The sequence below is a fragment of the Fumia xinanensis genome, from assembly GCF_014384905.1.
Classification (GTDB): domain Bacteria; phylum Bacillota; class Clostridia; order Oscillospirales; family Ruminococcaceae; genus Fumia; species Fumia xinanensis.
The window spans coordinates 209,922-236,024 of the sequence record NZ_JACRSV010000004.1; the positions used below are offsets into that span (position 1 = coordinate 209,922).

Genomic DNA, 26,103 nt, shown 5'->3' on the forward strand with positions numbered 1-26,103 from the left:
GAATCATATGACTGAGCGGGAAAAGATGCTTCAAGGGGAGCTTTACCGCCCCCTTGACCCGGAACTGGTGAAATTGCGAGCCAAGGCACGTGCTGTCTGTCGGGAACTGAACAACACGCCGGAAGACGACGAGGAAAAACGGGTCTCTCTCTTGAAAGAACTGTTCGGTTCCACCGGGGAGGACATCTGGGTGGAATCGGATTTCCGCTGCGACTACGGCTGCAACATTCACGTGGGGGAGAATTTTTACGCCAACTTCAACTGCGTGATTTTGGACGTGTGCGAGGTGCGCATCGGCAAAAACTGTATGCTGGCCCCATCGGTACACATTTTTACGGCCACCCATCCGCTGGACCCGGATGAGCGTAACAGCGGTAGGGAGCTTGGCAAACCTATTGTGATCGGCGACAACGTTTGGATCGGCGGAAACGCCACCATCAATCCCGGCGTCACCATCGGAGACAACGCGGTCATCGCGTCGGGTGCTGTGGTCGTCAAGGACGTGGCACCCAACACCGTGGTCGGAGGCAATCCGGCCCGGGTAATCAAAGAAATTTCTGTCAAGAAATAGAACCCTCAAAAAAGTGGATGCCCTGCATCAAAAATATGGAGGAAAAATATGAGCTTTGATTTTTCCAGGTTTGGCTGCAAAGTCTTTAACGACGCGGTCATGTGCGAGAAACTCTCGAAGAATACCTACAAATCTCTCAGAAGGTCTATCGACTTGGGACTTCCTTTGGAGCCGGAAGTGGCGGACGTAGTGGCGACGGCCATGAAGGACTGGGCGGTGGAGCTGGGCGCGACCCATTTTACCCACTGGTTCCAGCCCATGACGAGCTTTACCGCCGGAAAGCACGACAGCTTTATTTCCCCCCAGAAGGACGGCAAGGTGATTCTCGAATTTTCTGGCAAGGAACTGATTGTGGGGGAACCGGACGCCTCTTCTTTCCCCAACGGTGGCCTCCGCAACACCTTTGAAGCCAGGGGTTACACTTCCTGGGATTGCACCTCGCCCGCCTTTGTGCGGGACAATACCCTTTACATTCCGACGGCGTTTTACTCTTATACCGGAGAAGCGCTGGACACCAAAACCCCGCTGCTCCGTTCAATGGAAGCCCTCAATAGGCAGGCGCTTCGGGTGCTGCGGGCTTTTGGAAACAAGACGGCCACCCATGTGACGCCTACTGTCGGCGCCGAGCAGGAGTATTTTCTCATCGATAGGGAGAAATACGAGCAGCGGCTGGACTTAAAGCTCTGCGGCCGCACCCTTTTGGGGGCGAAGCCTCCGAAAGGGCAGGAGATGGAGGATCACTACTGCGGGCGTATTCGCCTGCGGGTGGCGTCCTTTATGAAGCAGCTGGACGAAGCGCTGTGGGAGTTGGGCGTCACCTCCAAAACCGAGCACAACGAGGCAGCTCCCGCCCAGCACGAATTAGCGCCGGTTTTTGAGTCGGTAAACGTGGCCTGCGACCACAATCAGCTCACTATGGAAGTCATGCGGGAGGTGGCCAAGAAAAATGGCCTCGCCTGCCTGCTCCACGAAAAGCCTTTCGACGGGGTCAACGGTTCCGGTAAGCACAACAACTGGTCTTTGTCCACAAACGACGGGCAGAACCTCTTGGACCCCGGAAAAACCCCTTATGAGAATCTCCAATTTTTGGTGTTTTTGTCCGCTGTCATCATCGGAGTGGACAAGTACGCCGATCTGTTGCGGATGTCCGCCGCCAACACCGGAAACGACTTCCGCTTAGGGGGGCATGAAGCACCTCCCACCATCATCTCCATCTTTTTGGGGGAGCAGCTCACCCACGTTCTGGAAAACATTGCCGACGGCGCAAACCCCGACCAGACGCCTTCCTGCGTGCTGGAAACGGGAGTGGCGACGCTGCCGAAGCTCCCAAAAGACGACAGTGACCGCAATCGGACTTCCCCCTTCGCCTTTACCGGTAACAAGTTTGAGTTCCGGATGGTAGGATCCTCCGCATCTATTTCCATCGCCAACTACGTGCTCAACACCATCGTGGCGGACAGTCTGATGGAAATTGCAAACCGGCTGGAAAACTGTGTAGACTTTGACGGAGAAATCCAGAAAATCGTTCGGGAAGCCGTCAAAACCCACGGAAAAGTCATCTTCAACGGGAACAACTACACCGACGACTGGGTGGTGGAGGCTGAAAAGAGGGGCCTTCCGAACCTTTCTAACACTGTCGATGCCATCGGAGCGATGGTGGAGCCGAAAAATATCGCGCTGATGGAGCGGCACCATGTGATGAACGAGGCGGAGTGCCTGTCCCGGTACGAAATCATGTTGGAAAACTACTGCAAAGTGATTTCCATTGAAGGCCACACCATGGCTCAGATGTGCCGGAGAGAAATTCTCCCCCACATGGTGGAGTTTGCCGGAAAGATGGCGGAGTCTTACGAAAAACTCGCCAAAATGCAGGTGTATAACGCTAACATCGAGGAATTTGTACGGGAGCTGTCTACACTTATTACCGAGGTGGACGACCTCTGCTGTGAATTGGATATAGAGCTTGACCAGTGCGACCAGATTGCAGACTACGTGGAAAACGCCCGGTTCCACCGGGATTCCATCCGCCGGGTGATGGCCGAGCTGAGAACTGCTGTCGACCGGGCGGAGAGACTGGTTTCCTCCGACGCATGGCCGATTCCCACCTACACCGATTTGTTGTATCGGGTATAAATCAATATCCCCCGGCCATTGGCCGGGGGATATTTGCTATCGGGACTTTTTACGGGGATAGGGAGACGGCTCGTCGGTCAGATCCAAAAGGTAATCCACGCTGGTCTCAAAAAATTCCGCCAGTTTGATGAGTGCTGCGATGGGAATATTTAATTGTTCCCGCTCGTAGTTGGAATAGGTCTTTTGATTAATAAATAGAACTCTCGCTATATCTGTTTGGGACAAATCGTTGTCCTCCCGTAAATCTCGAAGATGTTTTAACACAATCATCCCTCCTTTGTTCAGTATAAAATGGGGAAAGCCTTTTTGGCTGATTTTAAGGGAATATCGCCTAAAACATCTTGAGAAGTTGTTGGAAATAAAAGCAGCGGCGGAGAAACTCGGCACGACTTTGGCTGAAAATCAACTTTGGGCTTGACAATTTTTAGGATTCGTGATAATCTTTCTATTATAAATGTAAATGGTAAAGACGTTGACAGAGACAGTAGGCTTTTGGGGAAAATCAAAGCGAGCGGGGGACAGTGGAAGCCCTGTATGAGTAGCCATCTGCTGAAAATCCCTCTGGAGTCGCGCGCCCAACAGCAGTTTGCTCAGTAAGCGCCGCCGGTTTCCCGCCGTTAGAGGGGACGCATATGATGGTATGTTGAAATAGGTGGTATTGCGAAGTTTATCCTTCGTCCTGTTCATACGGGGCGGGGGATTTTTTCATTTAAGAAACGGTAAATGTTTGGGAGGTACAAAAAATGTACGAGAAAGTTTCTACAAACCTGAATTTTGTGGAACGGGAAAAGAAGATCGAAGAGTTCTGGAAAGAACAGCACATCTTTGAAAAGAGCATCGAGGACAGAAAGGACTGTCCCACCTATATGTTCTACGACGGCCCCCCGACGGCCAACGGAAAACCCCACATCGGCCATGTGCTGACCAGAGTCATCAAGGACATGATTCCCCGCTACCGCACCATGAAGGGCTACAAAGTCCCCCGCAAAGCCGGATGGGACACCCACGGCCTGCCAGTAGAGCTGGAAGTGGAGAAACTCCTGAACATCAACGGCAAAGACCAGATCGAGGCTTACGGTCTGGAGCCGTTTATTGAAAAATGCAAGGAAAGCGTCTGGAAATACAAGGGAATGTGGGAGGATTTCTCTGAGACCGTTGGTTTCTGGGCGGATATGGACGACCCTTATGTCACCTATCACAACGACTACATCGAGTCGGAATGGTGGGCCTTAAAACAAATTTGGGACAAAGGCCTTCTATATAAAGGCTTTAAAATCGTGCCTTACTGCCCCCGCTGCGGGACCCCGCTTTCGAGCCACGAGGTGGCTCAGGGCTATAAGGATGTAAAAGAACGCTCCGCTATCGTCCGGTTTAAGGTGAAGGATGAGGACGCTTATATCCTCGCCTGGACCACCACTCCCTGGACCCTGCCGTCCAACGTGGCGCTCTGCGTCAACCCGGATGAGACCTACGCCAAGGTAAAAGCCGCCGATGGATACACCTATTATATGGCAGAGGCTTTGCTGGACACTGTTCTCGGCAAACTTGCCGACAAGGAAGCGGGAACCCCCGCTTATGAAGTGCTGGAAACCTTCCCGGGCAAGACGTTGGAATACAAGGAATACGAGCCCCTCTTTGAATGCGCCGCTCCCTATGCAGAAAAGCAGCACAAAAAAGCATTTTTCGTCGCCTGCGACAGTTACGTCACCCTGACCGACGGCACCGGTGTCGTCCACCAGGCTCCCGCCTTCGGTGAAGACGACGCAAGGGTGGGCCGCAAGTACGATATGCCTTTCGTCCAGCTGGTGGACGGCAGCGGACACATGACTGAGGACACGCCTTTCGCCGGATTATTCGTCAAGGACGCCGACCCGGAGGTCCTAAAAGACCTGGACCGAAGAGGGCTTCTCTTTGACGCGCCCAAATTTGAGCACAGCTACCCCTTCTGCTGGCGCTGCGACACCCCCCTCATCTACTACGCCCGGGAATCCTGGTTTATCCAGATGACCGCCGTCAAAGACGACCTCATCCGCAACAACAACACCATTAACTGGATTCCTGAGAGCATCGGCAAAGGCCGCTTCGGCGACTGGCTGGAAAATGTTCAGGACTGGGGCATCAGCCGAAACCGGTACTGGGGCACGCCCTTAAACGTCTGGGAGTGCGAGTGCGGACACCGCCACGCCATCGGCAGCATTGCGGAACTGAAGGAAATGTCCGACAATTGCCCCGACAACATCGAGCTGCACCGGCCCTATGTGGACGCGGTGACCATCAAATGTCCGAAGTGCGGCAAGCAGATGAAGCGGGTGCCCGAAGTCATCGACTGCTGGTTCGATTCTGGCGCCATGCCCTTTGCCCAGCATCACTATCCCTTTGAGAACAAAGACCTGTTTGAAGCCCAGTTCCCGGCGAACTTTATTTCGGAAGCCGTTGACCAGACCCGAGGATGGTTTTATTCGCTCTTGGCGATTTCGACCCTGCTGTTCAACAAGGCCCCCTATAAAAACGTCATCGTTTTGGGCCATGTCCAGGACGAAAACGGCCAGAAGATGAGTAAATCTAAAGGAAACGCCGTCGATCCGTTCGACGCGTTGGCGACATATGGCGCCGATTCCATCCGCTGGTATTTTTACTCCAATTCCGCACCCTGGCTCCCCAACCGTTTCTACGGCAAAGCAGTGCAGGAAGGTCAGCGGAAGTTCCTTTCCACTTTGTGGAACACCTACGCCTTTTTTGTGCTGTACGCCAACATCGATAACTTTGACGCGACGAAATATCATCTGGACCCAGCGTCCCTGACTGTCATGGACAAATGGCTGCTGTCGAAACTCAACAGCCTCGTCAAAGAGGTGGACAGCGCTTTGGAAAACTACCGCATCCCCGATGCGGCTCGTGCGCTCCAGGAATTTGTGGACGAAATGAGCAACTGGTATGTCCGCCGTAACCGGGAGCGATTCTGGTCTCAGGAACTGACCCAGGACAAAGTGGGCGCCTATCTCACCTTGTATACTGCTCTTGTGACGGTCTCCAAGGTGGCGGCTCCCATGATTCCCTTTATGTGTGAGGACATCTATCGGAACCTGGTTTGCAGCGTCGACCCTTCTGCGCCGGAGAGCGTCCATCTCTGTGACTTCCCGGTTGCCGACGAGTCTCTCATCGACAAAAAGCTGGAGGACGATATGGAGGAAGTGCTCCAGATCGTCACGCTGGGCCGGGCGGCGCGGAACGCATCCAGCCGAAAGAACCGCCAGCCCCTCCAGAGTATGTCGGTGAAAGCGGATCATCCTTTGGATGAGATGTACCGGGATATTATCCGGGAGGAGCTGAACATCAAGGAACTCCATTTCGTCGAGGATACCGGGGAGTTTGTTTCCTATGCCTTTAAGCCCCAGCTCAAGACCTTGGGCCGGAAGTACGGCCCCAAGATCAATGAAATCCGAAATGTTTTGGCGAACCTCGATGGCGCTAAGGCCAAAAAGCAACTGGATACTGAAGGCGCTGTCACCGTTTCTCTGTCCGACGGCGATATTCAGCTGGCGGAAGAGGATCTGCTCATCGAGACCACTCAGGTGGAGGGGTACACCACACTGTCCGACCGGGGTGTTACTGTGGTACTGGATACCCGCCTCACCGACGGGCTGATCGAAGAGGGCTTTGTCCGGGAAATCATCAGCAAAATCCAGTCTATGCGGAAAGAAGCGGATTTCGACGTGATGGATCATATTACCGTGTACCAGAAAGGCAGCGAAAAGGTCGCGCAGATTCTCACCGCTCACGCGAATGAAATCAAGCACGACGTTTTGGCGGTTGATATTGTGACCGGCCAAATGGATGGCTTTACCATGGATTGGAACATCAACGGGGAGGATACCCAGTTGGGGGTTGAGGTTTACCGTCAGTAAATAGAATGAATAAAATGCGGTGCAGGTATGTCCTGCACCGCATGTATTGTTTGTGAGGTAAATTTAAGCGATTTTTTGCTTTTTACGATTAAGTTTGAGACAGAAGAAATAAAATGCAGCAGTAAAAGAAAATACTGGAAGGCAAAATATAGTTTTATTTTTACTTTTATAACTTTTTAAAGCCTTTTTATAGTTCTAATTATACTTTATGGTTTAATATTTATTAATTAAAAATTATAAAACTATAAAGTATAAATAAAACTATTGATTCTCCTGCCAAATACCTATTAATATATAAATAACATCGAATTAAAATTAATTTTTTATGGATGCGATGTGAACCGGTGAGAAACGTGATATGTTTTGGAGATTTGATAAAACATGTGGCGTTCAAGTATGGTTAGGAGGAGTAAAAATGAAAAACAAGAGAGGAAGGCGCAGGCTTGCGGCACTACTAAGCGGCATTTTGGCCCTTAGCTGTGCTTTGAGCAGCGTACCTGTCGGCGCACTGGATGGTGGAGAACTCCGGTCTGCTGATGGAAAGGTCAATTATGCCTTGGGTTGTACTTACACATCCACAGACCCGTATGGGGAAAATGGAAATATTTCCTATCCTGATACAGGCAACAAAGAATTGACCGATGGGGAATTGGCCCTAGACGCTACGGAGCATAAAGACCCTCGATGGGTCGGATTTGCGGGTAGTCCCCAAATCGTTGAAGTGACTCTGGATTTAGGTACAGACCGTACCTTTAACACGGTCGAATATGTCAGCTATGTGTACGGCGGCGCTGCTATCGGTTTGCCTTTGACAGAGGAAATCGACTATTCCAGCGATGGATTGAACTGGGCGTCTTTTTATAACGGAAAAGATAGAGTCGCTTCGACTGAAAAAGGCGCTGAGGCTATTACTGTACCGGGCGAAACGGTAACGGGCCGGTTTGTCAGATTCAAATTTACCTACACCCAGTTTACCTGGCTTTTCTTTTCGGAATTCCGTGTATTGGGTGACGTAGGTGAAGACGCTTGTGAAATTCCCCGGTTTACTAAAAATTTAGCATCCACACAGTCCGTCTACGTAGACGATATGGTCAACTTCCAGGTGGAGGCTGAAGTATCGGATGGCGGAACACTGAGCTATCAGTGGTATAAAGACGACGAACCTGTCGGCGAAAATAGCAGCTCCTACAACATTTCCCGCGCTACTTTAGAAGATGCGGGCGTTTACAGAGTTGAGGTCACTAATACCAATGGTGCTGCTACCGCCATAGCGGTCAGCGTAAGATGTAATTTGAAGGTGACCGACGGCGGCAGTATCGACCCTGATCCCGATGATCCGGTTTTGAACCCTGACCCCAATAATCTGGCAGAGGGAGCTTCGTATACTTCTTCCTGGAGAGCGAATGCATCCTACCCTGATACGGGAAACAAAAAGCTGACGGATACTGTCGTTGCAAGCGAAGCGTCTTACAGGGATTCGGCATGGGTTGGATTTAACAAAAATGATGCTTCTGATGAAAATCCTTTGTCCATCGTCGTAGACTTGGGCGAGAAAAAGCGCTTTATGGAAGTGGCTACTAACTTTTTATCCACCCCGTCTGCAGGTATTTATTGCCCTACTGGCGTCAAAGTGTCTATTTCGAACGATGGCAGCAGTTGGACTGCGTTGACAGACGATACCATCGTACGCCCAACTGTTAACATGATTTACGGCTATCAGTTTGTTGCTGATAAAGTGCAATCTGCCCGTTTTGTAAAACTTGAAGTGACAAGCGATTCCAGCTGGACTTTCCTAGATGAGTTCAGAGTTTTAGAATATCCTCAGAGTTCCATGCCCGGGGATCAGTCTGATAACTTTGCCTTTGAAAAGAGCTATACATCGAAACCTGCCGCTTCCGCTACTTATCCGGATGCGGACAACAAAAAATTGACCGACGGCAGAACCGGTACAATGGACTATTCCGTCGACCTGTGGGCAGGCTACGAAAACAATAACGGCACCTCTGAAATCGTTGTTGATTTGGGAGCGCCTACCACTTTTGAGCAAATCGAGATGAATTTCCTAAACGATAGAGGGCATGGTATCTCCTATCCGGAATCAGTTCAGGTGGAGGCTTCCAGCAACGGTTCCGACTGGAACGAGCTGTTCAACGATACAATCGCTCCCGCTGACGAAGCACTTTCCATCTACAGCTTGAAACGCGGTTTGGATGCCGCGGCAACTGCCCGCTATGTAAAAGTGACTTTCCCGACAAAACACTGGGTGTTTATTGATGAGATCAAAGTGATGCGAGACCTCACTTTTGTTCCGGAAGCTCCCGTTGTCGAGGAAGAGATGGATCCCAACAACATTTCTTACGGAAAGAGCTATGCTCTTGCATTTTCCGCAAACTCTAGTTATCCGGATATCGGCAACAAGCAGCTGACCGATGGCAAGCGCGGGACTTCCACTTACTCGTCCAGAGAGTGGGTGGGCTTCCACAGCGGCGGCAAGACCGACGCGGGAGTGGACTGTTTCAGTATGGTCATTGATTTGGGCTCCACTCAGAGCTTTGAACAGGTGAAGGTTGGTTTTCTTACCGATTCTGTTACTGGCATTTATGCACCTACCGGCAACATTAAAATTGAAACTTCAGACGACCAGTCTTCTTGGAAGCCGTTTGCAGAAAGTGGAAACAACTACTTTACAAGAGGAAATAACGGCCTCCAGCGTTATATCGCAGAGGGTTCTGCCTCCGGAAGATATGTAAAAGTCAGCGTGTACTTTAACGACTACTGGATGTTTATGGATGAAGTTGAAATCCTGGCTGTCAAAGATGAACGAGTCGATGCGGACAAAGAACCTGATAATGGCTGGAAAAACAATCTGATCCGGGATTACGGCTACACCCTGACCGGAACCCCCTCTCAAAACGCCAACAAGGCTCCTACTGCTCTAACCGACGGCAGATTCGCTGTTACCGGCAGCAAATACGACACCAATTGGCTCGGATTTAAGGATGGCGCCCATGTTTCAGTAGACTTTGATCTGAAAAACCCTGCTTCTGTTTATGAAATTGTTTTCAGCGGCAAGGAAAATGCTTTATACAATCAAGTGCTGCCGCAGAATTTGAAGATTTTGACTTCTGCTGATGGCGAGACCTGGACCTTGCTGAAACAATTTGGGACAGAAACTGGTTCGAAGCTTACTTGGGAAGGCGGGAAAGATCCTTTTGATTCCCCCATGGCCAACCCAGGAGCTGTTTACACCAGATACATCCGTGTTGAATTTGACGCTCCTGTAGGCAACGACGTAGTGTTTGTCGATGAAATTGAAATCATTGGTAAGCGCGGCCGTTGTTCTGATGCGGCTCCAATTGCTCCGGATAAGAATCCAGACGGCTCCTATAACCTCGCTTTGGGCAAACCCTATACCTTGGACGAAGTGGAAGTTCCCAATGATTTCCCCGATGTCGGAGGCGTTCAGCTCACCGACGGTATTCTCGGAACTGCAGACACCAACGATTCCGCTTGGGTAGGCTATCAGCGCTATGTTCATATTTCCGGAGATGCAGGTCAAACTTGGCCGCTGAAATCCATTATTGTGGACTTAGGAGAGGCAAAATCCATTACCTCTACCCGACTGAACATTTTGGGTATGGGTTCATCTTCCTTCTATACACAGCCCTGGACCATGCGCGTATTCGCCTCCATGGATGGAGAAAACTGGATGCCCATGTATAAAAACTGGGATCTTGGCCTTGGCGCAACCGGTATCCATTCCTATGGCTGGCGCTTTAAAGATACCCAGGGTACTTCTCAGGATCTGACTCCTAATAAGGATGCTCCTTATGTTGCAAGATACGTCCGCTATGATATCGAGCTTTATTGCATGCAGCTGGTTGATGAAGTGGAAGTATACGGCTATGACGGTATTGTAGATGGTGCTGAAGAACTGACCAATCTCAGCAAACTGGAAAACAGCACCGATAACTGGACGAAACCCAGTGAACAGAACGATTATGCGAACCATGCTTTACTCGTTTACAATGGCTGGTACGGCTATGACAGCAGTTCGGATACCCATACCGGCGACTGGACTCCTGAAAGATTCCGTCCCTATTTGACTTATATTGACCGGCAGGGAAAAGCTGTCGATACCATGTTCGACACTTACTATTTCCTCGGCCTTACTTCCAGATATGGAGCCGGATACCATGATGTTACTGCAAATTCTAATCCGACATACAAAAAGGACTGGGATTGGTATCTGGATAAAACCTTTGCAGAAGGCGGCGATCTGGATGCGTTGGAATCTGCTGCCAAAACGGCTTCAATGGAATTAAAGGATCCGAATTTCTCTACCAAAGCCATTATCATGGTCCCCTGTGTTGACAGCAGGGCGACCAATTGGGGAGAAGTAAATGGAAAAAATCTCGATATGAGCAAATCTGCTGATCAGACCGCTGCTATGGACTGGTATATGCAGGAGGTATTGAATCGCTTTGAGGCAAAAGGATATGAACATATTGATTTTATCGGCTTCACATGGGTAGGAGAAGGTGGAGACGGCGGCGGATACAGACAGTTTGTCAGTGATTTCTGCAAGGCCAACGATGTCCACTCCTTCTGGATTCCTTACAGTGCTGCTTACGCACAGCTCTACGGTGATAAGTACGGCACAGAAAATGTCTCTTTGCAGCCCAACCACTATTTCGGCGAATATCTGATTGAGAATGGCAATGACAAAACGACAAACTATCATTTGACTACATCATCTATTGTAAAACACGCAAAAATGATGGCGTATTGTGGCGGTTCTGTCGAAATGGAAGTCGGCGACGGCATTCTGAGAAACGAGCCGGGCAAATACAACCAGTTCCTCGACTATCTGAATGGCTGCACAGAGGTTGGTATGCGTGGGCCTGAAGTCTTCCAGTTCTGGTATAACGATGTTCATGCCATTGAACAATTCTGCTATTCTTCAAATAATACGGTCAGAAATATGTATGAGTACATTTACCAGTACATCAAAGGCACTTATACGATTAAACCCTACGTTGACAATGTTGACTACGCCGAAGGAAACTCTTACGTTCGTCCTGCTTATAACAGTGCAGAGGGACTTGTACCGGCAATAGGAACAGGAAAAATTGGCGGAGACGGTGTTTCTGTGAATGAAGGCGTTTCTGGCGGCGGTTCTGGTTCCGGCGGAGGCGGAAGCGTTACCCCGAAACCCGACGATAAACCGGATCCCGAGACTCCTCCCACTGACGACGAAAACTACACCTGGGAAGAGACAGAGGACGGCTACAAGCTGAAAGACGTTGACGGCGAGTACGTCACCGGCTGGGCGAAAGTATCCGGCAAGTGGTACTACCTCAATGCAGACGGAATTCGGACTACCGGCTGGCAGAAAGTGGATAACAATTGGTACTATCTGAAGTCCGACGGCGTGATGGCGACAGGCTGGCTCAAACTGGGCAACACCTGGTACTTCCTGAACGCAGGCGGCGTGATGCAGACCGGTTGGCTCTACAATGGCGGTGTTTGGTACTACCTCTACGAATGGGGCGGTATGGCCAACACCAGTTGGGTACAGGTAGGCAATACCTGGTACTACTTTAGAGGCAACGGCGCTATGTTTACCGGCTGGCTCCAGCAGGGAAGCACCTGGTACTACCTAAAAGACAGCGGAGCTATGGCGACCGGCTGGAACTGGGTAGGAAACAAATGCTACTACTTTAACGCCAGCGGCAAAATGGCGCAGAACACCACCGTAGGCGGCTACAAGTTAGACGCTAGCGGCGCTTGGGTGAAATAAGCTTAGCTGTTATTTCTATAGCGTATGCTCCTTATACTAGTTCTCCTTCTTATAATCTCCATATCATTGCTCTGGTGGTGAACGCATTGCCTTGGCAGACAAAACCCCCGATCGGAAAGATCGGGGGTTTTGCTTTGCATGATAAGCACTGAGCTATTTTTGAGACATTTTTCGATAAGCCCTGGGTGAGATAGTGGTTATTTTTTTAAAAGCCATGGAAAAATGAGATACGCTGTCAAAATTTAAAGAACAGGCGATTTCAGTAATCTGCATGTTGCTTTCGGCGAGTAAAGCCTTTGCTTTGTCGATTTTACGGTTTAGAATATAGGTTGAGATAGAACATCCCATTTTTTCCTTGAAGATGCGATACAGGTAAGAACGTTCTATTCCCACTTGTCTTGCGACATCCTGAACAGTGAGGCGGTGGAAGCAATTGTTTTCAATATATTCTGTGGCGTTTTTAATGTATTCCTCCGCTGCTTCTGGCTTTCCCGCTTTCGAAGTGGCAATGCAGGAAAAAAACAGATAAAGATAGCCGATCATGGCGTATTCCTTGTAGCCCGCAGAATGAAAGGACCGGTATAGATTTTCCAGATACTCTTTGACTTTGTCGTCTTTGTCATAGGTGAAAATGGGATTTTCCTCGCTTAAATCTGCTTTTTCCAGCATGTTCCGTGCCTCAATCCCGTTAAATCCCACCCAGTAATATTCCCATGGGTCATCTGCATCCGCGCGATAGGAGGCGGATTGATTGGGCGTAATGAGAAAACCTTGTCCTGTACGAACGGGATAAGTATTCCCCTGAGAAAAAAATTCTCCTTTTCCTTTTACCACAAAATGGATTAAAAAATGATCCCATACGGCTGGGCCATATGAGTGTAATTTATCAGAAGCCTGCCATCCGCATTGGTGTACCGCCACAACGGTGCTCGGCTTTTGATGAATGTAGCAGGTGTCTCCCATGCAGCTCTTTCCAATATATTTTCCCATATTTTCTAATTCCCTTTCCGGTTTTTATCAATCTCTAACAAACATGTATAATCTTACCACAAAGTTATCTTATTTTATCACTGAAACAACAAATTTATAAAAAGGACACGCAATTACTACTATCTATTATAACAGAAAACAGTCATAATTTAAATAGATTTTAGGTGAAACATATCAGAAATGATGAAGAAAAGGAGGCGGAGTTGAATTCATCCATTTTTATCATTTGTGATTTTTATAAATGAGATTATAACCAAATCGAGAAGGAGAAGAGTATGAGACAAACATCTTTAAAAAAGAAATTTGCCTCCCTGATGTGCTGTATGCTGTCGCTGACCTGTACACTCGGTAGTATTCCGGCCAGCGCTTCCACTGATCAGCCTGTAGAGAATTTAGCGCTCCATTGTTCTTATGAGACGTCCGGAGCTCCCAGTGCGGATTATCCTGACAGCGGAGGAGAATTAACCGACGGCATTGAAGGGACCAGCAGCTATGGAGACAGCGCTTGGTCCGCATATCTGTACGTAGCAGATTTGGAGATTACAGTTGATTTGGGAGAATCCAAGGATTTTTCCAAGGTGGAGGGAGTTTTCCTCAATTCCATAAATAACGGCGGGATTCCATATCCGGAATGGGTCCGTTTTTCCTATTCGAACGATAAGGACACCTGGACCGAGATTGTACAGGAATCCTTTGCTGATACTGCGCCTGCGGATACTGCTTACACCTATTCCTATGAGCTGCCTGAAACAGTCAATGCGCGGTATGTAAAACTAACCTTCCCGACTGCTGGATGGGTATTCGTATCCGAAATCCGTGTGTGGAGTCCGGAAAGTATTGTGGAACCTCCCGTTCCTCCACAGGAAGATCTGGAGAATATGGCGCTGCATCAACCCTATGAAACCTCCGGCGCGGCGCATGCTAATTATCCCGACAGCGGAGGGGAACTGACTGACGGTGTTGAAGGAACTAGTTCCTACAGCGATCCCGCTTGGTCGGCGTATCTTTGGGTGAACAATATTGAAATTACGGTGGATTTGGGTTCGACAAAAGAATTATCCAAGCTGGAAGGCGTTTTTCTCAACTCCATGAACAACGGAGGTATCCCTTATCCGGAATGGGTAAAATTCTCCTATTCCGATGACAAACAAACCTGGACCGATTTGCCGCAAGAGACTTTTCATGATACAGCGCCGGCTGACTCAACCTATACTTATAAGTATGAACTTTCAAAGCCAGTTAACGCCCGTTATGTGAAATTAACGGCACCTACCGGAGGATGGGTCTTTATCTCTGAAATTCGGGCATGGGGCAAAGATGCTTCTATCAATCCGCCGGAGCCGCCAGAGCCTCCCGTTGAATCAGATAGTCTGATTTTTGGCATTCCCTACACTTCTACTTTGCAAGGTGATGCATATCACGGCTCTTACGGGGATCCTGCCCGTACAAAACTAACCGACGGAAAGAGATCTGGTGCTTGGGATAATGCCAATTCGGTTGGCATTTATTCTAACGGGGCCAACCAGTATTTTGAGCTTACTTATGCGCTGGATGAAACCATTCAGTTTAAACAGATTGATATAGGCGTGCTTACTGCACCTAAAAGCGGTATTTCTATACCTTCCCAAATCGTCATTCAAACCCGGAAAGAAGGGGAGACTGATTGGACCACACTCTATATCGGAAAACCTGACGGAGAGGGCTCCAGAGTTAATCTGGTTTTCGCAACCGAAGGGGAGAGCCTGAGTGCGAAAGAAATCCGATTTGGAATTGAGGGCGGCAATACCTGGACATTCCTGGATGAGCTGGAAGTATTGGCGGATTATAATGAAGAGACGCCTCAGTATGTCATTAAAGAACTTCCCCCTCCAGACGACAGTAACAATATCGCCAAAGGGCGCCCGTATGAGGTATCCTTAGCAGCTGATAACGCTTACCCGGATGAGAAAAATATTTCGTTGACTGACGGAGTAAAGGGACGTCTGTCCTATCAGGATCCCGCGTGGGTCGGTTACCACGCCCCCGCCGACGAGACCGTACAGGAAATCGTCGTGGATTTAGGCGAGTCCCAGTCTTTCCAGGAAGTTGCGCTCAATGTTCTGCAAGACTCTCCATATGGTATTTATTATCCCGATCTGATCGCTGTTTACACATCTGACGACAAAAAAACCTGGACTCGTATGGACGTTGGTGCTTCTCAATCGGAACTGATTCTCGACTTGGGTTCCCAGCAGAGTTTCGAACGCATAAAGACCGGATTCCTGCAGGGACAGGGCAAATCTGATGCCGCTGGTATCTATAATTATTGCTACCAGGCTCCTGAACAGGTTAAAGGCCGCTATGTAAAAGTAACCATGACCTTCAACACCTGGGCGTTCATCGATGAAATTCAGGTATTCCAGGTTGCAGAGACGCAGCGCCCGAAAACAGCGAATGTTCTGGACGATAATCTAGAACCAGTGGCTGTGGACTCCAATAACGCTGCTTATGGTGCGACTTATGAGACTACATGGCCCTCCAACGACATTCGTCCCGATCAGGGCAATAAACTGACCGATGGCCGGAGAGGAAGCAACAGCTATCTTTCCAAAGAATGGGTGGGGTATACAACTGCGGACGGAATCGGCGCTTATCTGGCCGAAAATAAAGTATCCGCCCGTTATCCCGGCTCTGTCAGCATCTTCTATTCCAACAACAAGGAAAACTGGAGTTTTCTAAGCAATGTGAATATTGCCGGCGGAGATACAGCGGAGGGTGTTAAACGCTTGGACTATGTGTTGGAAAAAGCGGTTTCCGCACGTTATTTAAAATTCGTTTACTACGGGCTTCAGGACGGCCTCTATATGGACGAAATTGAAGTTTTGAAGGTCAATGACCATAAGGAAGACGCTGGTGAAAACCCTGACAACGGCGATTTGGTAAACCTTATTGAAAACTACGATTACACTGCGTCCCGCGGTTCTGACGAAGCGGATATTGCCACCGCTCTGACCGATACACTGCGGGGAGAGGGCAATTGGGCAAGACTGGATTACAATGCGGGTTATGAGCCGGAAAACCATGTGGTTCTCAATTTTGATTTGACGGATATGAATTCAGTCTCCCAAATCGTGATGGGGATGAAGCGCACTGGAGAGAACGTTGCCCTTCCAAAGAACCTGAAAATCAAGGTTTCCTATAATAACTCTGATTGGTTCACCCTTAAGGATTTCGGCCGGGAAACTCCTTCTGATGACGTCATTTGGGATGGTGCTGTCGATGAGTTCGGCGCTTCCATCGAAAATGCAGACATGGCCTATACTCGTTATATACGCATTGAATTTGACCTGACCGAAGGCTCCGCTACCTGTCTCGATGAGGTGCAAATTTTTGGCAAACGCGGCAAAACTTCCACTGCCGGTCGGCCTATGGAACCCCATGGGGACCATTATAACGTGGCTTTGGAGAAACCTTATACCATCACTCCTGAGGCGTCTCCCTCTGATGTCCCGGACACTGATGGCCGCGAACTGACCGACGGTATCCGCGCAACGTTGGCCGACCAGAAGGATCCTGCCTGGTTTGGTTTCGTTTGGAGATACCTCCCTACTGGAAACCAGGATGAATCCTGGCCTTTAAAGAGCGTTGTTATCGATTTACAGGATGTGAAGTCAGTCACCAGTGTCCAGACCAGCTGTATGAGTGGCTATCTGCGCGGAAAGGGATATATCAATCAGCCTTTTGCGCTTCACACTTACGCTTCCATGGATGGAAAAACCTGGCTGCCTCTATCTTCCAAAACCAATAACGACGTTTGGTATTACGGCGAAGGAACTTGGGGCGACGAGAAATTCGGAGTCGTTTCTTACGGTTGGCGCGCAACAGGCAAAAACGTTGTAGAGTCGGAAGACCATGTGTCTGATGCAGATATGGTTGCCGCCAGATACATTCGCGTGGATTATGAACCTGTCAACTGGTGCTGCATTGACGAAATCGAAGTCATGGGTTATGACGGCCAAAAAGAGGGGGCTCTCGTTGCAAACGGCACCCGCAAACTGGAGAATGGGCAGGAATATATGAAGCCCGGCGAAAAAACGGACGGTATCCATGATATGCTCCTCGTCTACAACGGAAACTACGGACACGATGCCGAAGTGAATCGGCCTGTAGGAGACTGGTCGGTGGAAAAATTCAGACCCCACCTCACTTATGTGAATTCCGAGAACAAAGCAGTAGATACAATGTTTGACGCGGTGCTGTTTTTGGCACTTTCCACCCAATATGGAAATGCCCTGCCCGATATCAGCGTGGACGGCGACTCCCCTCCCAGCCTCAAAGACTGGGAATGGTACATTGAGAAGATGTTTAAAGAAGGCGGAGATGTCGATAACCTGAATAAAGCTGCTGAGATTGCATCCCAGGAACTGCACAATCCCGACTATAAAGTCAAGATGGTTATCTCTATCCCTGGTATGCCATGGAGTGTAACAAAATTCGGCACCCTCAACGGCAGAGAACTGGATCTCAGCAAACAAGAGGACCGCGAGTATCTGCTAGACTGGTATATTGAGACCATTTATCAAAAATTCCAGGCGGGAAATTACGAATATATTGATTTTTCCGGCTATTACTGGCTGGAAGAAAACATCGTATACAGCCAGGAATCCCCTGCTTATGCGGGGAAACGTGTTCACGAACTTGGCATGCACTATTTCTGGATCCCCTATTACGATGCAAGCGGCAACCTCTGGGGGCAAGATTTCGGCTTTGATGCCGTTGCTATCCAGCCGAACCATTATTTCGATGAGGCGAGAGAACCTGGCAGCCAAGGTGTAATTGGCAACCGGCGGATCGAGCGCGCTGCCGGACTCGCAAGTTACGGGCAGGCGGGTATCGAAATGGAGTTTGACGACAGAGTTGCCAGCGACGACATGACTTGGGCAAATAAATACATTGATTACCTCAACGGCGCCATTGAATATGGTTATGGAGGTCCCGATGTATACCGCAACTGGTATGTCGGAGGCTACGGCCTGAATAAAGTGGCCAACTCCGATAAGATCGAAGCCAGAAATCTTTACGACGCCACTTATCAGCTGATGAAGGGCACTCTGACTGAAAAAATTCCCTATGTTACCGAATTCCATTATGCGCCGTCTATTGACACTGGAATTCGTCCTGGAGGCGGAAGCTCTATTGGCGGAGGCGGCTCTTCCGGAGGCGGAAGCGTTACCCCGAAACCCGACGATAAACCGGATCCCGAGACTCCTCCCACCGGCGACGAAAATTACACCTGGGAAGAGACCGAAGACGGCTACAAGCTGAAAGACGCTGACGGCGAGTATGTCACCGGCTGGGCCAAAGTGTCCGGCAAGTGGTATTACCTGGACGCAGACGGCATCCGGGCTACCGGCTGGCAGAAAGTCGATAACAAGTGGTACTATCTGAAATCCGACGGCGTGATGGCGACAGGCTGGCTCAAACTGGGCAACACCTGGTACTTCCTGAACGCAGGCGGCGTGATGCAGACCGGCTGGCTCTACAACGGAGGCGTATGGTACTACCTCTACAGTTGGGGCGGCATGGCAAACTCCGGCTGGGTACAGGTAGGAAACACCTGGTACTATATGAGAGGCAACGGCGCAATGATGACCGGCTGGTTACAGCAGGGAAATACCTGGTATTACCTGAAAGACAGCGGAGCCATGGCAACTGGCTGGAATTGGGTAAATGCAAAATGCTACTATTTTAACTCCAGCGGCAAAATGGCAGCTAACACCACCGTAGGCGGTTACAAGTTAGACGCTTCCGGCGCCTGGGTGAAATAACGAGGTTATTTCAATAGGGAACGGTGTTCCCCTAATAAGCCATCTCCTTTTAATCTCCATATATCGTAGAGTATTGCTGTACCCGTAATGCTCCACAAAGACAAAACACCTATCCCATCTGCAAGGGATAGGTGTTTTGTTGCTATCTATATATTCCTATCAATATATTTTCCATATTTTAATAATAGTTTGACATCTGTTAAGTGTATGTTTTGAATAGTAAAAATAAAACAAAAAAATCAAATTAAACTCATAACATTTATTTGGTTATAAAATTCATAAAATATAAATTAAAAATAATATTAAATATTTTACTTTTATATTTAACTAATTTTATAGTATTATTTTTACTTTTAGTAAAAATAATACTATAAAATTAAAATAAAACTCTATACAATTACAAGGCTTGTCGATAGAATAAAGATATCATATATTTTGAACTATAAATGATTCAAATTTATAGTATTTGTTATGGGAGAAGATGTAGGAGGATTTTTATGTCAACAAAGGTTTGGAAAAAACGATTATCGGCCTTCGTGGCGAGCCTGCTTTGTGTTTCATGCTTGTTTAGCAGTTTCCCGGCGGGCGCCGTTGATTTTAGTGCACAGAAGGCAGCATTGACCAATCTGGCCTTGGGATGCAGCTACGAAAGCGATATTTCAGCATCCCCTGACTATCCAGATGACAATAAGGACAAGCTGACCGATGGCGTCGTTGCCTCTGCCGACTATAAGGACAGCAATTGGGTTGGATTTCATTACAGTGGAGTTATCGATAACACGGATATTATCGTAGATTTGGGTGAAGCTCGCCTGATTTCCGTTTTAGAAATCGATGCTCTGAACGCCGAAGGCGTTGGAATCACTTATCCGAGATATGTCGCTTTTTCCTATTCGGAAGATAACATCCGTTGGAGTGAACCGGTGCAGGTGGAAACTCCTGCTTCTCCTGAGGCGGATGAGGTACATACTTATTCTTATACACTGGACGTACCAGAAACTGCGCGGTATGTAAAAATTACCCATTCCATCGACTGGTGGACCTTTTTTACCGAAATTCGCGTCTGGGGCGAGCAAATTATTGAACAAAATCCCAATAACATCGTTTATGGATTGCCTTATACTACTTCGCTGAGAGAGGAAGATTTCCACCGCGATCATCCCGATGCCCAAAGAGAGCGTTTAACAGATGGCGTCAAGGCAATTCGTCCTATTTGGAAAGATTCCGGTACAGTTGGATTCCATACGCCCAACGATGAAGCAATCGCCGACAAAAGCATTGATTTGACTTTTGATTTAGGCGGTCTAAAGGAGTTTCAGCAAATTCAGTTCAGCGCTTTCAAAGAAGAAGCGGAAAACATTTATCATCCCTCTGCCATTTTGATAGAATACAAAGACGCTGACGGCGTTTGGCAGGAGGCTTTTGAAGGAAATATGCCGGTATTTGATACTGCAAAAGGCGATTTTGTGTTCGTTGTTCCGGATGGAGAATTTATTGCGGCTCAGGCTGTGCGTTTGACTCTGACCGCCGGTTCCGCGGACAGCTGGCTGTTTATCGATGAAGTGGAGATTTTGTCAGAAGCAGACGGAACGCCCGCAAATATCAATCCCCCCATCGGCACGTCTGCAAAGCCTCCGATCATCACAACTGATTTGCCGGGGCTGAAAAGCGCCCTTATTGGAGAAACAGTCACCTTCAGGGTCACAGCCAAAAGCGTGGACGGTGGTATACTGTCTTATCAATGGTATAGAAATGGCGAAGCTTTGGAAGGAAAAACCGGTAATGAACTAATATTAAATGAGGTATCGGCCGCCGACAGCGGAAGATACTATGTTGAAATTACGAATAATTTGAATGGTGAGGCTACCGTCAAACAAAGTGCGTTTTGTGTTTTGACGGTGTCCGATGAACCGGTAGAGCAGCTTGAAAACCTCATCGCCGGAAAACCTTATGTGACCTCTTTGAAAGATGATCAATTCCACAGCAGCAGTCCTGACAAGGAGCGCAAACAGCTCACAGACGGCATCCGCGGGCAGAGCTGGGGCGACGGTAACACGGTGGGATATTTTGTCCCGAGGGGAAGGATTGCAGATATAGCCTTCCATCTGGACGGGCCCATCACGTTTTCTGAGATTCAGATCGGCGCAGTCAGTGATTCTCCTGCCGGTATTTCGCTGCCCCATTATGTGAAAATCGAGGCAAAAAATGGAGTCGGTTCATACAAAGTCATTTATGAGGGAACGCCCAGCGGCAATGAGGCGAAAAGGGTGTTCACTTATGGGACAGGATTTAATTCCAAGATCACTGCGACCGACCTGCGCTTCAGCTTTAAATCTGAGGGCAGCGCAAGCTGGATTTTCCTGGACGAAATCGAGGTGTTTGCCGGCAACACCGGCGCACCTTTGGACGGCGACCTTGTGATGGAAGAGAATGAGGCCAATGAAAACCTGGTTCTCGGAAAGTCTTATGAGTCGACGCTGGAAGCCAACAGTTCTTATCCGGATACGAATTTTGAGTTGACCGATGGCAGACGCGGCACCACAAGCTACTCGGATGACGAATGGCAAGCTTATTTGAACCAGACACCGGAATTTATTTTCGATTTGGGCGAAGTAAAGTCCTTTGAAGAAGTCAAAGTTGGCTTCTGCCAGGATTTGGCCGCTGGAATCAAACTTCCAAAGCGGGTCAACATTTACTCCTCCGACGATAAGGAGAGCTGGAAGCTCGTCAGCGAAAACGGAGTGGGCACCAACGCAACCTCCCAAATGTCTTATGATTTACGTGCGACCATGAGTCGGCCGGAAACCGCCCGATATGTGAAAATTTCTATAGAACCCAACGGCTGGGTTTTCCTGGACGAAGTGGAAATCCTGAAAAACTATTCCGCTATAGTCACCGATAAGGCTAACAATCTTGCTTATAAAAAAGTTTACACCTCTAATCCCGCCGCTAGCGCAGAGTATCCCGATACTTTTGCTATTACCAAGCTGACTGATGGACAATGCGCAACGGCAAACTATCAGAATCCCGCTTGGGTCGGATACGGTATTTCCTCCAAGGATACCGAGATCGTCATCGACCTGGGGACTGTCGCCTCTTTTGAGCAGGTGGAAGCCACTTTCTTAAATGATGTGCTTAACGGATTCAAGGCTCCTGCCACTATGCGGGTATACCACTCTCTCGACAGGCAGAATTGGCAGGAGGCAGCTCCTGTAAACGCCATTGCTCCGTTCAGCAATGCCCCCACGGTTTGTTTTATTCAGAGCGTAGTGGGCGCTTCCGCTGCCCGTTATGTGAAGGTGGTGTTTCCTGCGACTACCAAAGTCATGGTGGACGAAATCAAGGTGCTGAAAAACAGAACGATGGTTGAAGGGGCGGATCCGGAAGACGTGGATGAAAACAATCTGGCCTTCCGCGCAGCCTACGAGACTTCCTGGGATGCGGATGTTCAGTTTGCTGACAATGGAAAACAAGAGCTGACCGACGGAATTCGTGGATCCTATTTCTATAAAGCCTCCGAGTGGGCCGGCTATCGTGCGCAGGACGGCGCTCCCTTCAGCGTAACGGTAGACTTGGGAGAAATCAAATCTTTTGAGCAGGTACAGGTAGGTGTACTGGAATCCAAAACCCGTTCCTTCCCTGTAACCTATCCCCAAAACATCAAAATTGAGTATTCCTCCGATAAAACCACCTGGTCCGTCTTCGCACAAGAGGAAATTAAGGAAGATGGGCACGGTGTAAAACGGTTTAGCTTTGATTCCGGCGCGGTCAACGGCAGATATGTGCGTTTGACCTTCGATTTTACGAACTGGCTGTTTTTGGACGATATAAACGTATATGCAAAAGCAGTTCCCGTGAGTGGGGGCACCAACCCCGACGACGGCGCGGAGTACAATTTGGCGAGAAACAGTAATTATATCATCTCCCGTCAGGCAGACTACCGCAATGTACCGGGAATCCTCACCGACGGGATATACGGCGTCACCGGATCGGTCTATGACACAAATTGGACCGGTTTCAAGTACAGCTATGAAAATAAATCCTTCAACAAAATGTGGATGGACTTTGATTTGGGAGAACTGAAGTCGGTTTCCAGCGTGATAGTCAGCAGCCGCAGAGATGCAAACAACGGCTTGGTACTCCCGGAAAATGTTGCTTTGTGGAGTTCCACAGATGGAAGCACCTGGCAGAAGTTGGCCGATATGAATAAGCCCTCTTTGACAGGCGGCGCGGAAGCAGTACAGTTTGCCTGGAATGGCGCGGATGGTGGATTTAACGTAAAACCCGATGATTCTACCATGCTCTATACCAGATATATCCGTGTGACCTTCGATATCCCGGAAAGCCGCAGCGGATGCGTGTATCTAGATGAAGTTAAAATTCTCGGCAAGGACGGCCGCTGCTCTTCCGCGGGCGTGGCATCCGACACCACAGGTCTCTATAATGTGGCTTTGAGCAAACCCTATACCGTTTATCTCGACGAAAAAACAAGTCCGGAACCCGATATTGACGGCAAACAGCTCACCGACGGTATCGTTGGAAAAGTGGACGGCTCTGACCCGGCTTGGGTTTCCTTTAACGTCAATTACCGGCCCAGGGGAACTTACGTCAGTGAAGAAGCATTGAGAACCATCGTAATCGACCTCCAAGATGTGAAATCTATTACCAAAGTACAGACCAATGTCCTTTCCTGCGAATACTCTTCGCTGCCCTGGGCGATGTATGTCCACACCTCGATGGACGGCGTCAACTGGACCCGTCTGGGCATGGAATACAATACTGATCTGTCAACCAAAGGAAGATTTGGCTTCAGCTGGCGGGGAACCCATGGCCTGACCGGCGTCAAAAACGGTTTTACAGACAGCATTCCGGAAGAGGTTCCGGCTGTTGCGGCAAGATACGTCCGGGTGGATGTGGAATTGCTGCTCATTAACCAGCTTGACGAAATTGAAATTATGGGCTATGACGGCGTGATTGACGGCGCTGCTCAGTACGAAGGCAATAAAAAGTTTGACGGCACCGGCCGCGACTATCTGAAAGCCGGCGAAAAAACGGCGGGCGTTCAGGATATGGTGCTTTGCTACAACGGCTGGTACGGATATGACAGCGAAAGCAATCAGGAGGTCGGCAATTGGAACGCGGAGCGGTACCGCCCCTATCTCACCTATGTCGATACAAACGGCAAGGTGCAGGACACCATGTTTGACGCGGTGTGTCTGCTGGGACTCAATTCCCGCTATGGAAGACCCCTGAACACCTATGTAGTAGATCCCCTCAGTGGGAATCTATCCCAAATAGAGGACTGGGAATGGTATCTCGACAAGACCTTCCGGGAAGGCGGAGACGTTGATGAGCTGAATAAAGCGGCTAAAATCGCTTCAGAAGAACTGGGCGACCCCAACTATAAGGTAAAGCTCACCATTATGCTTCCCGGTGCCGACCGTATGAACGACCATTTCGGCCCCATCGACGGAAGATACTTTAATCTGGTCAGCAATGAGGAGGACCGCAACTTTGTCACCGACTGGTGGATTCAGCAGGTGCTGGAGGGCATGGAAAAAGGCGACTACGAGTACATCGATTTTGTCGGTTTCTACTGGCTAGAGGAACTGGCCGGTTACTGGCCCAATACCACCCAATGGGCCAACAACCGAGTTCATGAGTTGGGGTACAAAACCTTCTGGATTCCCTTCTTCTTCGCTAACGGCTACCTGTGGGGAGATGAAATGGGCTTTGATGCGGTGGCTTATCAGCCCAATCATTTCTTCAAAGACCCATACGACAAAGATGATGCGGGATTGCTCGGCACCCGTCAGATCGATCGTGCAGCCCAAGCAGCCAACTATGGTAATATCGGTTTGGAAATCGAAGTAGATGGTAATGCATTCTTTGATCCTGCAAAATACAACCAGTATCTGGATTATCTGAATTCTGCGGTCAACAACGGTATGGATGGAAAGAACGCATACCGCAACTGGTATCAGTCAGTTGATACCTTCAGCTATTCTGCGGTTTCTGAAATTAAAGAATTCCGCAATATTTACGATTATGCTTATCAACTGATGAAGGGTACTTATACGGTGAAACCTTACATCAAAGATTTCTCTGATGAGCCTGTAGACAAAGATAACATCGGCTCTATCGGCGGCGGTTCTGGTTCCGGAGGAGGCGGAAGTGTCACCCCGAAACCCGACGATAAACCGGATCCCGAAACTCCTCCCACCGGCGACGACAACTACACCTGGGAAGAGACCGACGACGGCTACAAGCTGAAAGACGCTGACGGCGAGTATGTCACCGGCTGGGCGAAAGTGTCCGGCAAGTGGTATTATCTGGGCGCAGACGGCATCCGGGCTACCGGCTGGCAGAAAGTCGATAACAAGTGGTACTATCTGAAATCTGACGGCGTGATGGCGACAGGCTGGCTCAAACTGGGCAACACCTGGTACTTCCTGAACGCAGGCGGCGTGATGCAGACCGGCTGGCTCTACAATGGAGGCGTATGGTACTACCTCTACAGTTGGGGCGGTATGGCAAACACCAGTTGGGTAAAGGTAGGAAACACCTGGTACTATATGAGAGGCAACGGCGCAATGATGACCGGCTGGCTGCAGCAGGGAAATACCTGGTACTACCTGAAAGAAAGCGGAGCCATGGCGACCGGCTGGAACTGGGTAGGAAGCAAATGCTACTACTTTAACGCCAGCGGCAAAATGGCGGCTAACACCACCGTAGGCGGCTACAAGGTAGATGCTTCCGGCGCGTGGGTCAAATAAGATGAAAAAGGCGAGTAGGTTACCTACTCGCCTTTTTGCTGTGCTAAAGATATTTAGTTTGGATTGCATTTCCAAGGCTTTGCAAATTTTCGTGGTTTTAAACAACCGCTAATTTTAC

General features: G+C 49.0%; 8 protein-coding genes. 6 read left to right on the plus strand and 2 right to left on the minus strand.

Features of this window, described 5'->3' with window-relative positions:
- Positions 1 to 7 precede the first annotated feature (7 nt).
- A complete protein-coding gene (locus H8710_RS12125; protein WP_249296099.1) occupies positions 8 to 571 on the plus strand; it encodes a sugar O-acetyltransferase in 564 nt (187 codons plus the stop codon).
- 48 nt (positions 572 to 619) lie between these two features.
- A complete protein-coding gene (locus H8710_RS12130; protein WP_249296100.1) occupies positions 620 to 2,704 on the plus strand; it encodes a glutamine synthetase III family protein in 2,085 nt (694 codons plus the stop codon).
- 36 nt (positions 2,705 to 2,740) lie between these two features.
- On the opposite strand, the gene H8710_RS12135 is transcribed toward H8710_RS12130, so the two are convergent.
- Positions 2,741 to 2,974, minus strand: a complete 234-nt coding sequence (locus H8710_RS12135) for a helix-turn-helix domain-containing protein (RefSeq protein ID WP_249296101.1) — start codon at positions 2,972 to 2,974, stop codon at positions 2,741 to 2,743.
- 473 nt (positions 2,975 to 3,447) lie between these two features.
- On the opposite strand from H8710_RS12135, the gene ileS reads away from it, so the two are divergent.
- Together ileS and H8710_RS12145 are read left to right on the plus strand one after the other, a co-directional pair.
- Positions 3,448 to 6,609, plus strand: a complete 3,162-nt coding sequence (ileS, locus tag H8710_RS12140) for an isoleucine--tRNA ligase (RefSeq protein ID WP_249296102.1) — start codon at positions 3,448 to 3,450, stop codon at positions 6,607 to 6,609.
- A gap of 415 nt (positions 6,610 to 7,024) precedes the next feature.
- Positions 7,025 to 12,412, plus strand: coding sequence for a discoidin domain-containing protein (locus tag H8710_RS12145; protein WP_249296103.1), 5,388 nt, complete (start codon positions 7,025 to 7,027; stop codon positions 12,410 to 12,412).
- Positions 12,413 to 12,565: 153 nt separating this feature from the next.
- Here the strand turns inward: H8710_RS12145 and H8710_RS12150 are convergent, their stop codons facing one another.
- Positions 12,566 to 13,402, minus strand: a complete 837-nt coding sequence (locus H8710_RS12150; RefSeq protein WP_249296104.1) for an AraC family transcriptional regulator — start codon at positions 13,400 to 13,402, stop codon at positions 12,566 to 12,568.
- A gap of 275 nt (positions 13,403 to 13,677) precedes the next feature.
- Between H8710_RS12150 and H8710_RS12155 the strand changes: the two genes are divergently transcribed.
- Both H8710_RS12155 and H8710_RS12160 read left to right on the plus strand, forming a co-directional pair.
- Positions 13,678 to 19,209, plus strand: a complete 5,532-nt coding sequence (locus tag H8710_RS12155; RefSeq protein ID WP_249296105.1) for a DUF4855 domain-containing protein — start codon at positions 13,678 to 13,680, stop codon at positions 19,207 to 19,209.
- Positions 19,210 to 19,706: 497 nt separating this feature from the next.
- On the plus strand, positions 19,707 to 25,985 hold the full coding sequence (locus H8710_RS12160) for a DUF4855 domain-containing protein (protein ID WP_249296106.1): 6,279 nt from the start codon (positions 19,707 to 19,709) through the stop codon (positions 25,983 to 25,985).
- Positions 25,986 to 26,103: the final 118 nt, after the last annotated feature.